Origin of the sequence: Phaeovulum sp. W22_SRMD_FR3, assembly GCF_052113705.1 — a bacterium.
Taxonomy (GTDB): Bacteria; Pseudomonadota; Alphaproteobacteria; order Rhodobacterales; family Rhodobacteraceae; genus JBGQOG01.
This window is the reverse complement of the sequence record NZ_JBGQOG010000016.1, coordinates 86206-98574: the sequence shown is the minus strand read 5'-3', so window position 1 is coordinate 98574 and position 12369 is coordinate 86206. Positions and strand designations below refer to the sequence as shown.

The window sequence follows — 12369 nt, the reverse complement described above, 5'->3', positions numbered from 1 at the left end:
GGCCGTCCCCCGCCGCATCCGGCGCCGCATCACGCCGCCGCATGGCGCCACCGGATCACGCCACCAGATCATGCGGCTTCGCCGCGATGTCGCCGCCTTCGGGGCTTGAGGCCGCGCCGCTCTCAGCATAAGTCTGGATCAACCATGATGCCGCGGGGCCGGACCGGGGGGAACCCCGCTGCCCGCAGGAGGAGAGTGACATGCGCATTTGCAACGATCTGGCCCAATCCATCGGCAACACGCCGTTGATCCGGCTCAAGAAAGCCTCGGAGGCCACGGGCTGCGAGATTCTGGGCAAGGCCGAATTCATGAACCCCGGCCAGTCGGTCAAGGACCGCGCGGCGCTCTACATCATCAAGGATGCGGTGGCCAAGGGGCTGTTGAAACCCGGCGGCACCATTGTTGAGGGCACGGCGGGCAATACCGGCATCGGTCTGGCCCTCGTTGGTGCCTCGATGGGGTTCAAAACCGTGATCGTCATCCCCGAGACCCAGTCTCAGGAAAAGAAAGACATGTTGCGGCTGGCGGGGGCAGAGCTGGTGCAGGTGCCGGCGGCGCCCTATTCCAACCCCAACAACTACGTGCATTACTCGGGCCGTCTGGCCGAGGCCCTGGCCAAGACCGAGCCGAATGGCGCCATCTGGGCCAATCAGTTCGACAATGTCGCCAACCGTCAGGCGCATGTGGAAACCACCGGTCCCGAGATCTGGGACCAGACCGGCGGCAAGGTCGATGGTTTCATCTGTGCGGTGGGCTCGGGCGGCACGCTGGCGGGCTGCGCGATGGCGTTGCAGCCCAAGGGCGTCAAGATCGGCCTCGCCGATCCCGAGGGCGCGGCGCTGCATTCCTTCTACACCGAGGGCGAGCTGAAATCCGAAGGTTCCTCGATCACCGAGGGGATCGGGCAGGGCCGGATCACCGCCAATCTCGAAGGGCTGACCCCGGATTTCAGCTACCGCATCCCCGATGCCGAGGCGCTGCCGGTGGTGTTTGACCTGTTGACCGATGAGGGGCTTTGCCTTGGCGGTTCGTCTGGCATCAACGTCGCCGGTGCGATCCGCATGGCGCAGGAAATGGGGCCGGGCCACACCATCGTGACCATCCTGTGCGATTACGGCACCCGCTATCAGACCAAGCTTTTCAACCCCGAGTTCCTGCGCCCGCGCGGGCTGCCGGTGCCGGAATGGCTGGACACGGCGGGCCGCGTGCTGCCGGAAGTGTACCGGGGATGATCTTGCGGTTCTGGCGAGGGTTCCTCGCGCTGGTTGTCGTGCTGGCTTTGCTGCCTGCGATGCTCTGGGCGCAGGATGCAGCCGCGCCGGACTACAAGGCCTGGGACAAACTGGCCACCAGCGCCGAGGCGACGGTGGCCAAAGGGGCGGCCACTGATGCCGATCTGACGGCGCTGCGTGACACGGTGGTGACCTGGCGCAGCCAGTTCACCGAGGCGCAAAACGCCAATCAGACGCGGATCGAGACGCTGCGCGGCCAGATCAACGCTTTGGGGCCGGTTCCGGCCGAAGGCGAACCGGCAGAGGACAAGGCCATTGCCGACCGCCGCGCCGAGTTGAATGCCCAGCTGGCCACGCTGCAAGCCCCCGGCATCACAGCGGTGGAGGCGTTTTCGCGCGCCGACGGTATCGTGCGCGAGATCGACCGGGTGATCCGCGACCGGCAGGCCGATGCGCTGCTGCAGGTCTGGCCCTGGCCGATCAACCCGGCGAATTGGCCCGCGGGATTTACCGCGATCACCCGTGGCGTCAGCGGTCTTGTCAACGAGACCCTGACCCGGATCGAGCAGCCCGGCGTGATCGCCGAGGCCAAAAGCAAGGCGCCGATCAGCCTCGTTTCGCTTGTGCTTGCGGTGCTGATCCTCTGGCTGGGGCGGCGGGTGCTCGACTGGCTGCTGGGGTGGCTGCTCACGCGCCTGCCCAAACGCTCGGAGGGGGCGCTGCGGTTTTTCCTGACCTTTGCGCAGGTCATGCTGCTCAACCTCGGGCTGGCGCTTTTGGTGGCGGCGCTGCTGGTCACCGGCCTTTTTGGCGAAAGGGTGACGGCGGTTCTGGCGCTGATTCCGCCCGCCGGGTTCAAGGTGCTGGTGGGGATCTGGCTGGCGGGGCAATTTTTCCCGCGCGACCCCAAGGTCGAGCCGGTCTTGCAACTGATGGCCGACCGCAAGTTCGAGGGGCGTTTTTACGTCGCGATGCTGGCGCTCCTGCTCGCGTTGCGCACGCTGGTGGATCAGCTCTTCGTGCCCTCCAGCGGCTCGGCGCTGGCACTGGATCTGGCTTCGGGCACCGCGGCGGCGGATGCGACCACCTATGCCGATGCGGCAAGCGGGGTGGTGCAGCTGCCGATGATCCTCTTGACGGCGCTGTTGCTGTCGCGGGTGGGGCAGCTCCTGCGCCGCCATGTCGCCAATGAACGTGTCGAAGGCGTGGAGCCGGTGCTGCGGGACCGGGTGATCGGGATGCTCGGCTATGCCGCGCTGGCGATTTCCCTGGTGGCGCCGCTGGCGGCGGCGGTGGGCTATGTGAATGCCGCCAATGCGCTGATCTGGCCTGCGGTGCTGACCCTGGGCCTTCTGGGCCTGCTGGTGGTGGTGCAGCGGCTTTTCGCGGACATCTATGTCATCGTGATGCGCGCCGGTGTTGAGGCGCGCGATTCACTGGTGCCGGTGCTGATCGGCTTTGCACTGACCCTCGGGGCCCTGCCGATCCTGGCGCTGATCTGGGGCGCGCGGGTCGCGGATCTGACCGAGATCTGGACCTCATTCCGCAACGGGATCAGCATTGGCGGCGCGCGGCTCTCGCCCACGGTTTTCCTGACGCTGATGGTGGTCTTTGGCCTCGGCTATACGGTGACGCGCTTTGTGCAGAGCGCGCTGAAATCCACCGTGCTGCCCAAGACCCAGATCGACAAGGGCGGCCAGAATGCCATCATCTCGGGCATCGGCTATGTCGGGATCATCCTCGCCGGGCTTTTCGCCATCACCGCGGCGGGGATCGACATGTCCTCGCTGGCGTTGATCGCGGGGGGGCTGTCGCTCGGCGTGGGTTTTGGCATGCAGAACATCGTGCAGAACTTCGTTTCGGGCATCATCCTGTTGATCGAACGGCCCATTTCCGAGGGCGACTGGATCGAGGTCGGCGGTCAGCAGGGGATCGTGAAATCCATCTCGGTCCGCTCGACCCGGATCGAGACCTTTGACCGCACCGATGTCATCGTGCCGAATGCCGATTTCGTCTCGGGGCAGGTGACCAACTGGACGCGCGGCAATCTGATCGGCCGGGTCATCGTCCCGGTGGGGGTTGCCTATGGCACCGACACCCGCAAGGTCGAGAAGATCCTGCATGAGATTGCCGAAAACCATCCGATGGTCGCCATCGCGCCCGAACCGCGGGTGTTCTTCATCGGCTTTGGGGCGGACAGTCTGAATTTTGAAATCCGCGCGATGCTGTCGGATGTGAATTTCCGCATGGTGGCGCTGTCGGACATGAACCATGAAATCGCGGCACGTTTTGCGGCCGAAGGGATCGAGATCCCCTTCGCGCAGCGCGACCTCTGGATCCGCAATCCCGAGACATTGCAGCCGCGGCGACCGGGCAATGCAGCGGCGCGCCCCGCGGCAGACGCCGAAACCGGCGACGAAACCGAAACCGAAGCCGGGGCCGAAACCCGCGCCAAAGCCCCGCCGTCAGGCGCCGCGCCGGATGCTGCGGGCACTGCCGGGGCGGCGGGACGCCGCAACCCGCTCGATCAGCCGGGCAATATTGACAATGATGGCCGGGATGATGACGGCGATGATGCCGGGGACGGGGGCAGCAGCGACGGATACGGAGACAGCCGATGATCCTGACCGAGGCGCTGTACCAAAGCGCGCCCTATCAGCGGGAGGCAGGCAGCCGCGTGCTGGCCCATACGCCCGAGGGCGGGATCCTCTGCGCCGCCTCCGTCTTTTACCCGCAGGGCGGCGGGCAACCGGGCGACAGCGGGCAGCTGAGCTGGCTGGGCGGTCAGATCGAGATTGCCACCGCGATCAAGGGGATGGACGGCGGGGTGATCCTCGTCCCGGCCGAGCCGCTGCCACTGCCGCCGGTCGGTCTGCCGGTCCGTCAAAGCCTCGATTGGGAGCGGCGGCACCGGCATATGCGGGTGCATACCGCGCTGCATCTGTTGTCAGTGCTGGTGCCGCTGCCGGTCACCGGCGGCCAGATTGCCGCCGACAAGGGCCGCCTGGATTTCGACATGCCGGAACCGCCCGCCGATCTGGCGGCGCTGGAGGCCGCGCTGAACGCGCTGGCCGCGCGCGATCTGCCGGTCACCGAGACCTGGATCACCGAGGCAGAGCTTGACGCCAATCCCGGCCTCGTCAAGACGCTCTCGGTCAAGCCGCCACGGGGGCAGGGCCGGGTTCGCCTCGTGCGGATCGGCAGCGGGGCAGATCAGATCGACCTGCAGCCCTGCGGCGGCACCCATGTCGCGCGGACCGGGGAAATCGGCAGATTGCGCCTTGGCAAAATCGAGAAAAAAGGCAAACAGAACCGCCGCCTGACAATCCATCTCGCCTGAGCCAGCCCCCACCGCGCCCGCCCTTTGCCTGATCTGAAATATCCCGGGGGAAGCCTTTGGCCGCCCCATCGACGGGCGGTCACAGGCTGGGGGCAGAGCCCCCGGGCGCCCGCCCCGAAGCTCAGCGCCGGTTGAGGGCCGCGACCGTCTGCGCTTCGGTTTCCGGCAGCCCTTCGCGCGACAGGAGCACGGCCAAGGGCCGCAGCCCCGGAATATGCGAGCACACGATCATCACCGCCACCATGATCGGCACCGCCAGAAACATCCCCGGCAGGCCCCAGACCGCCCCCCAGAACGCCAGCGAGATGATGATGCCAAAGGAGGACAGCCGCAGCGCCCGCCCCATCAGCATCGGGTCAATGATATTGCCGATGATGAACTGCACCACGCCCACCCCCGCCAGCACCGCCAGCATCGAGCGGGCATCGCCGGTCTGCACATAGACGACCAGCGCCGCAAGACAGGTGGCCACGATCGACCCCAGCGAGGGGATAAAATTCAGCACGAAGGTCAGGATCGCCACCGGCAGCGCCAGATCAAAGCCCGCCACCGTGAAGATGGCATAGACGGCCACCCCGGTGGTGGCACTCACCCCGGTTTTCACCAGCAAATAGTGGTTCACCCGGCGCATGATGGATTCGATGATCGTCCCCGTCCGCTCCGCGCGCTCCGCATCCCCCAGAAGGTTCACCAGTTTGGTGAAGAACCACACCCGCTCGGCAAAGAGAAAACCAACGAACAGGATCACCAGAATCGTTCCCGACAGCAGGCTGCCTGCCTGACCGGCAACGGCGCGCAGATAGCCCGGCAATTCGGTCGAGCGCAGGCTGGAGAGCACCGCATTCTCGATATCCGGCCCCATCCAGCGGAAGAGTTCGGCAATCGCCCGGCTGGCCGGCTCGGTATAGGTCAGCGCCATGGTGACGACTTCATTGGCCTGGCTGAGCAGCAGCGCCGAGAGGGTGAAGAGACCCGCCGCGATCAGGAGCAGTGCCACCAGCGAGGCCAGCCGCATCGGGATATGTGCAGGCCCGATCCGCAACCGCGCGATGGCATTGATCGCCTCGGAGGTCAGCGAAAACACGATGATGGCGGTGGTCAGCGAGATCAGGATGAACTTGGCCGCAACCAGCAGAAACAGGGTCAGCGCAAAGGCGATCAAGCCCAGAAACAGTGCGGGCAGGCGGGGCGTGGCATCGCGGCGATCCGTCGTCTCGGGGGGAGTCCCATTGGGGGGGAGGGGACGGATCATCAGGGCGGGCTCCGGGATCAGGACGGGATTTCACGGAAGGGTAAGGGAGCGGCAGGGCGGATACAAGGCGCGGCTCCCGGCTTTCCCCGCAAGCCTCTGATTTGGCGGAGGCTGCCCAAACATAAGGCACGAAATCCCTGTCAAATCCCCTTGCAAGCCCCGGTGGTTTGCGGTTACACACCGCGCCACGGACAGGTGGCCGAGTGGTCGAAGGCGCACGCCTGGAAAGTGTGTAGGCGGGGAACCGTCTCGAGGGTTCGAATCCCTCTCTGTCCGCCATTTCTCCACATTGTGAGTTTCGTTCAATCCACTGAGAGCCACGATAGGGTTCTTTCGGGAACCACCAAATTCGCCACGTCGTCCGATTATGCGACACGTTTTGCCTTTCACCGCGCCTTGGGCGGCAGGCGGACTCTGAGGTCAGACCGGAGCGGTGCTCAGATATTCGGGGGCATGGATGTGCGGTCTTTGGCCGCGCGGACTTGTGTCGGCGGCGCGATCCTGGCGCTCAGGGGTGGCGCTCAAAACCTCCCGCTTTTGGGCGGTCTCGCCCGCGCGGAACCGAGCGGAACCGGGCGGGCGATTGGCAGGCTGCACCGGTGCTGTGGTCCGGCCCCTGCAAGGGCCGAAACACAGTGGTCGTCCCAAGGCCGATCGCCGGGAGCATCGCTATATTGATCGCCGGGACCATCGCCGGTAGCAGCATCAGTCCCGTCGCCGGAACCAACACCGCGGCCTGAGTAGCGGAGTGTCAGCTGGCCAGCGCCATCGCCGGGGCGATCAGCTGGTCCAGCGCCGCCCGCCCCGAGAGCGAGAGCGGCATCAGCGGCATCCGCAGATGCTCCGAAATCAGCCCCTCGCGGGCCAGCATGTGTTTCAGCGGCGCCGGGCTGGATTCCACAAACATCGCCTCCGCCAGCGGCACGATCGCCTCATGCAGCTCCAGCGCCCGGGACGCATCGCCCCGCGCCCAGGCCTGCCAGAGCGCCATGCACAGATCCGGGCGCCAGTTCGACAGCACCGAGGTCAGCCCCCGCGCCCCCAGCGCATAGAAGGGCAGCGCCAGACCGTCATCGCCGCAATGCACGACAAATTCCGGGCCCGCCAGCGCGCGCAGCGCCGTGACGCGGGCAGGGTCGCCCCCGGCCTCCTTGATCGCCACGATATTCGCATGGCGGTCCGACAGGGTGGCGGCGGTGGCGGGGGCAATCGCCACCCCGGTGCGGCCCGGCACCGAATAGAGCATGATGTCGCAGGACACCGCTTCGGCCACCGCGCCAAAATGCGCGACCAGCCCGTCCTGCGAGGGTTTGTTGTAATAGGGCGTGATGAGAAGCACGCCATCGGCCCCGGCATCGGCGGCGCGCTGGCTGGCGGCGATGCTGGTCTGCGTCACATTGCAGCCGGTGCCCGCCAGCACATAGGCCTGACCCTCCGCGCGTTTCACCGTGCGCGCGATCACTGCCAGCGCCTCGGCTTCGGTCAGCGTTGCCGCCTCGCCGGTGGTGCCCACGGGCACGAGGCCGGTGATCCCCGCCTCCAGCTGACGGTCCAGAAGGCGGTCAAACGCGGCCCAGTCGATGCTGAGATCGGCGTTGAACGGGGTGACGAGGGCGGTGAAGACACCGTCAAAAGGGGTGGTGCGTGTCATGGGTTTTCCCTGAACATATCGTTTGCGGAATAAAGACCTGGCGGTTGGCCGATCAGCCAGCGCGCGGCCGAGAGCGCGCCCGCCGCATAGGCGGCACGCGAGCGGACAGTCATGGTGAGGGTGATCTGGCTGACGCCAAGATCGAGGGTGATGCTGTTGACGCCCGGCGTGTCGCCGACGCGGCCGATGTCGGTTTCGGGGCGGCGCGTCGGCGTGGTCAGCGCGGCCACCAATTGCTGGGTGGTGCCGGAGGCGGCGGGTTTCTTGGCGATGCTGTAGATTTCGCCCACGATCAGCCGGGCCTCGGGCAGTGCGGCCGCCAGCGCCGCGCCCGCCATCCGGAACGGCTCAAACCCCAGGGTGAAATTCGCGGCCATCAGAATCGGGCGCTCTGCCGCCGCAGCGGTGATCCGCGCCAGATGGTCGGGGCCAAGGCCGGTGGTCCCGATCACCAGCGGCAGGTCGCTGCCCGCCAGACGGTCCAGAAGCGCCAGGCTGCCCTCGGGGGCCGAGAAATCAACCACCACATCGCCGCTGAGCCGGGCGGCGGGCAGCTCGGCGCGGCCGCGGATCGCCGCGCCCAGCGTCAGATCCGGGGCTTCCGCGATCTGGGCCAGAAGCGCCGCGCCCACCTTGCCGCCCGCGCCATGCACGATCACCCGCATCAGTCGATCACCACGCGGGTTTCCGACATTTCGCGCAGCGCGATCCGCACCCCCTCGCGCCCCAGACCCGAGCGTTTGATGCCGCCGAAGGGCACATGTTCGGCGCGGAAATCCGGCCCCTCATTGACCATCACGCCGCCCACCTGCAGCCCGCGCGACAGTTTGCGGATCGCGGCATGGTCATTGCTGAAAATCCCCGCCTGCAGCCCGAAATCCGAGCTGTTGACCTCGGCCATCGCCGCATCGAGGCTGCGGAAGGGACGGATGGCCAGAACCGGACCAAAGGTCTCCTCGGCGATCAGCCTGGCATCGAGCGGGACATTGTCGATCACCGTCGGCGCGATCAGCGCGCCCTCGCGCGTGCCGCCGGTCAGCAGGCGCGCGCCCAATGTTTGCGCCTCGGCCAGCCGGTCCATGATCTCCTGCGCGGCGGCCGTGTCGATCACCGGGCCCATCTGCGTCGCCGCAGCCGCCGGATCGCCATAGCGGTGCGCGGCCACCTTGCTCAGCAAAATCTCGGTAAAGGCGTCGCGGATGTCCTCGTGCACATAGAGTTTTTTCACCGCCGCGCAGCTTTGACCCGCGATTTCATAGCGGTGGCCGATGGCGGTGGCGGCGGCAGCCTCAAGATCCGCATCCGCGAGCACGAAGAGCGGGTCATTGCCGCCCAGTTCCATCAGGCAGCGCACAAGGCCCGAGGCGCGTTTCAGCGCCAGCCCCGCCACCGGCCCGCCGGTGAAGGACAAGAGGTCAATCGGCGCGCAGGCCAGCGCGGTGGCCGCCGCCGCCCCGCCATGCACGATCTGCACCAGATCGCGCGGGAAACCGGCCTCTTCGGTCAGCCGCACCAGATGCTCGGCGGCAAAAGGCGCCTTGGGCGAGGGTTTCACCACCACCGCATTCCCCGCCGCGATCGCGGGCCCCAGCTTGTGGCAGAGCAGGTTCAGCGGGTAGTTGAAGGGGGTGATCGCCGCAACGGTGCCGGTCGGCATATAGGTGATCGAGGCGTGGCGGTTCGCACCGCCCTCAATCACCGCGCAATTCAGCACTTCGCCGTCCAGAAAGGCCACGGCCTCGCCCGAGAGGCGCAGGGTGTTGACGGCGCGGCGGGATTCGTTGCGCGCCTCGGTGATGGTTTTGCCCATCTCGGCGCAGATCAACTGCGCCAGCTTTTCGCCGTCGCGCAGCACCAGTGCCGCCAGCCGATCCAGCAGCGCCCGGCGTTCATAGGGCTGAGAGGCGCGGAAGGCCGCCGCCGCCTGACGGGCGCGCAGCACCGTTGCCACGATCTCGGGCCCCGGGGTTTCGGGCAGCCGCCCGATCAGGGCGCCGGAGAAGGGATTGCGGATGTCGAATGTGGTCGCCGTGGCGATTTTCGGGGAAGCGAGGGTCATGCGGGGGTTCCTTTGGCAGTGAGGGGGGCGGCGTCCGGATCGGGCGTGGCCGCGATCAGATCCGCAATGGCGAGAGGGGCGAGGGGCCAGCGGGGCTGGCCGAGGGGGCTGTCCGGCGGCGGCGGATTGGGGTCGGCGGCGGTGATCCGGGCGACCCATTCGCCGCAAAAGCGGCCCTGACAGGCGCCCATGCCAAACCGCCCCATCAGCCGCAATTCCCGCACGCGGGGGGCGGTGCCCAAGGCGCGCAGATCGTCGAGCGTGCGGCCTTCACAGCGGCACAGGACGGTGTCGCCCGGCAGATCATGCAGGCGGATCATGCCGTCATGGGCATAGATCCGCGCCAGCCGCTGTTGCGCGGCGCGTTCGCGGGCCAGTGCGGGGGCGGTGACCGGGCCGCAGGCGGTTCCCCCGGCCAGCACACGGGCCAAAGCCTTCCCGCCCGCCCGGCCTGCGGCAAGGGCGGCGCGCGCGCCCAGAACCTCGGCACAATCGCCGAGCGGCAGGACCGGGATATTTCTGTTTGCGGTGACGCCCGCGTCGTTCTTGCGGATGCCGTCATGCAGGCCCACCCGGTCGACGGTGAAGCGGCGAGGGCCATTCGGCGTCGCCACCTCGACGCTGAGGGCGGCGCCCTCGGGGCGGATTGCCAGAACCTCGGCCCGGGTCAGGATCGGCACGCGGGCGCGCAGCAGGGTGGTCAGATAGCCCGCCGCCTCGCGCAGATAGCCGAGCGGCAGGCCAAGGCTGAGCCACGGATGCGCGAAGGGCGCGCCGCTTTCGATCACCGCCACCGGCGGGTTGCCAAGCCGCGTCATCTGCGCCGCCACCGCGAGCAGCAGCGGCCCGCTGCCCGCCAGCACAAGCCGGCCTTGCGGCGCGACACCCAATGTTTTCAGCTCGATCTGTACCGCGCCCGCCGTGGTCACCCCCGGCAAGGTCCAGCCGGTGCGGGGCCGCACGGCTTCGCGCGCGCCGAGCGCCAGCACAAGCGCCGCGGGGCGTAAAAGCTGGTTTCTGGCGCCGGTGAGGAGCGCGGTGTCGTTGTGATCAAGCCCCGAAAATCTGGTCTCAAACGCCCAGGCGATCGGCAGGGCCTGCGCCTCGGCCATCAGCCCATCCCAGCGCGCGGCGTCAGAGGAAATGGCGGCGCGGCCGGGCAGGGGCTGGCGGTGGATGGCGCCACCGGCGCGGGGGGCGCGGTCGACGACCAGCACCTTTTGCCCGGCGCGGGCCAGTTCAACCGCCGCGCCAACCCCCGCAAGGCCCGCGCCCACCACCAGGATCGCTCCCTCAGTCATGGCGGATCTCCGTTTCGGCAAGGGTGTTCTCAGCGGTCACCTGCATGCCGGCCGCGCAGAGCGTCAGGCAGGCCTCTGCCGTGCGCCCGTTGATCTGCACGAGGCACATCTGGCACTGGCCGATCCCGCAAAACACCGCGCGGGCGACGCCGACAGGCCCGGGGCCAAAATGGCGGATGCCCGCGCGGGTCAGCGCATGGGCGACGCTTTCGCCCGGCGCGAAGGCCAGCGGCTGGCCGTTCCAGTGGATCACGGGACCGCTCATGCGACGCTCTCCTGCAAGGATGGGAAACGGGCGGGCGAGAGGGTGGCGAGATCGGCCAGCAGATCGGCCGCCGGGGCCATCCCCGTCGCCATCCGCGCCACCTCGCGCCCGATCACCGCGGAGAGGCAGATGCCGTCGCCCTCAAATCCGGTGGCAAGCGTGATGCGGGCCGATCCGGGGGCGAGGCCGACAATCGGCAGGCTGTCAGACACGGCGGCGCGCACCCCGGCAAAGGCGCGGATCACCCGGCGGGCGCGCAGGGCGGGCCAGGTCTCGGCGGCGCGGATCATCAGCTGTTGCAGCGTCGCGAAATCAACGCGGGTCGGGTCGGCATGGTCTTCGCGGGTCGAGCCCACCAGATATTGCCCGGTGGTCAGCGGGTCGATCACCACCGGCGGGCGCGGCAGGACCGCGGGATTGGTGGTCTTGGCCAGCAGATAGGCGGCCGAGGTCAGCGCGCCGGGCAATGCCCCGGGCTGGCCGCGGTCGGTCACAAAGAGCTGTCCCGCGCGGGGCAGCACCGGCAGGCCGGGGAAAAGCACGGGCGTTGCGGTGCCCAGCGCGGCAATCACCCGCGGCGCCGAAAGACGCTGATGGCCGAGGTTCACCGTGACGCTGCCGTCGGTTTCATCGAGGCCAAGCACCCGCGCGGGCCAGATCCGGGCGATGCGCGGATCGCTGAGATAGCCCGCGACCGCCGCATAGCCGGGCATATGGCCCTCGCCGGTCAGCTCCAGCAGCCGCTCGACGCCGGGGCCGGTGCCGGGCAAGACCCCGGCGCCGCCATCGCGCCGCAGGCGGACGGCATCGCCCAAAGCGTCCAGCTTGGCGATCAGCGCGTCCATCGCGGCGGTCTCATCCGGGCCCGTGCCAAAGATATAGCTGGGGCGCGGGTGATAGGCCTGCGCCAGCGGCCCGGTCTCGGCCAATGCGCGGGTATAGACGAGCGATGCCGTCGCCAGCCGCGCCAGCGGCCCCGGCTTTTTCGAGGCGACCGAGACCGCCCCATCCGAGGCGCCCGATGCCGCCGCCGCCGGTCCCTCGGCATCGACCAGCGCCACCGAGAGGCCCGCCTGTGCCAGATGCCAGGCGGTGGAGGCGCCGACAACGCCGGCGCCCAGCACAATGGCATCATATCGGCCCAAATTGTCCAAGCGCGCCTCCTGACTGTGGTCTTGTCCCGTCAGGCTAGGAGAGGTTTGTTCCGGCAGCGATATAAAGAAGCGCCGAAAACATACAAAACTTCTTATAGATACGCGGCAATAACTC

At 67.9% G+C, this 12369-nt stretch carries 10 protein-coding genes and 1 tRNA gene; 4 read left to right on the top strand and 7 right to left on the bottom strand.

The window, feature by feature from the left end; all coding sequences use genetic code 11:
- Positions 1-200: 200 nt before the first annotated feature.
- The 3 genes from ACEN2S_RS17575 to ACEN2S_RS17565 are packed head-to-tail and all read left to right on the top strand — an operon-like array spanning position 201 to position 4572.
- Positions 201-1232: a cysteine synthase A gene (locus ACEN2S_RS17575; protein ID WP_441868340.1), complete on the top strand. Its 1032-nt coding sequence runs from the start codon at positions 201-203 to the stop codon at positions 1230-1232.
- 2 nt (positions 1233-1234) lie between these two features.
- Positions 1235-3853: a DUF3772 domain-containing protein gene (locus ACEN2S_RS17570; protein WP_441868338.1), complete on the top strand. Its 2619-nt coding sequence runs from the start codon at positions 1235-1237 to the stop codon at positions 3851-3853.
- Between the two features lie 2 nt (positions 3854-3855).
- Positions 3856-4572: an alanyl-tRNA editing protein gene (locus ACEN2S_RS17565; protein ID WP_441868410.1), complete on the top strand. Its 717-nt coding sequence runs from the start codon at positions 3856-3858 to the stop codon at positions 4570-4572.
- A 121-nt stretch (positions 4573-4693) separates the two neighbouring features.
- Here ACEN2S_RS17565 and ACEN2S_RS17560 read toward each other — a convergent pair whose 3' ends face one another.
- On the bottom strand, positions 4694-5824 hold the full coding sequence (locus ACEN2S_RS17560; protein WP_441868335.1) for an AI-2E family transporter: 1131 nt from the start codon (positions 5822-5824) through the stop codon (positions 4694-4696).
- Between the two features lie 189 nt (positions 5825-6013).
- On the opposite strand from ACEN2S_RS17560, the gene ACEN2S_RS17555 reads away from it, so the two are divergent.
- A tRNA-Ser gene (locus ACEN2S_RS17555) sits at positions 6014-6103 on the top strand.
- A gap of 472 nt (positions 6104-6575) precedes the next feature.
- Here the strand turns inward: ACEN2S_RS17555 and dapA are convergent.
- The 6 genes from dapA to ACEN2S_RS17525 are packed head-to-tail and all read right to left on the bottom strand — an operon-like array spanning position 6576 to position 12254.
- On the bottom strand, positions 6576-7475 hold the full coding sequence (dapA, locus tag ACEN2S_RS17550) for a 4-hydroxy-tetrahydrodipicolinate synthase (RefSeq protein ID WP_441868332.1): 900 nt from the start codon (positions 7473-7475) through the stop codon (positions 6576-6578).
- Positions 7472-8140 (bottom strand): dihydrodipicolinate reductase C-terminal domain-containing protein, encoded by a 669-nt coding sequence (locus tag ACEN2S_RS17545; protein WP_441868329.1) that lies wholly within the window; start codon positions 8138-8140, stop codon positions 7472-7474. Before ACEN2S_RS17545 ends, dapA begins: the two co-directional genes overlap by 4 nt.
- Positions 8140-9534 (bottom strand): aldehyde dehydrogenase family protein, encoded by a 1395-nt coding sequence (locus ACEN2S_RS17540; protein WP_441868326.1) that lies wholly within the window; start codon positions 9532-9534, stop codon positions 8140-8142. The genes ACEN2S_RS17545 and ACEN2S_RS17540 overlap by 1 nt, the downstream gene beginning before the upstream one ends.
- A complete protein-coding gene (locus ACEN2S_RS17535; protein WP_441868323.1) occupies positions 9531-10835 on the bottom strand; it encodes an FAD-dependent oxidoreductase in 1305 nt (434 codons plus the stop codon). Before ACEN2S_RS17535 ends, ACEN2S_RS17540 begins: the two co-directional genes overlap by 4 nt.
- On the bottom strand, positions 10828-11100 hold the full coding sequence (locus ACEN2S_RS17530) for a 2Fe-2S iron-sulfur cluster-binding protein (protein ID WP_441868320.1): 273 nt from the start codon (positions 11098-11100) through the stop codon (positions 10828-10830). The genes ACEN2S_RS17535 and ACEN2S_RS17530 overlap by 8 nt, the downstream gene beginning before the upstream one ends.
- On the bottom strand, positions 11097-12254 hold the full coding sequence (locus ACEN2S_RS17525) for an NAD(P)/FAD-dependent oxidoreductase (RefSeq protein ID WP_441868317.1): 1158 nt from the start codon (positions 12252-12254) through the stop codon (positions 11097-11099). Before ACEN2S_RS17525 ends, ACEN2S_RS17530 begins: the two co-directional genes overlap by 4 nt.
- Positions 12255-12369: the final 115 nt, after the last annotated feature.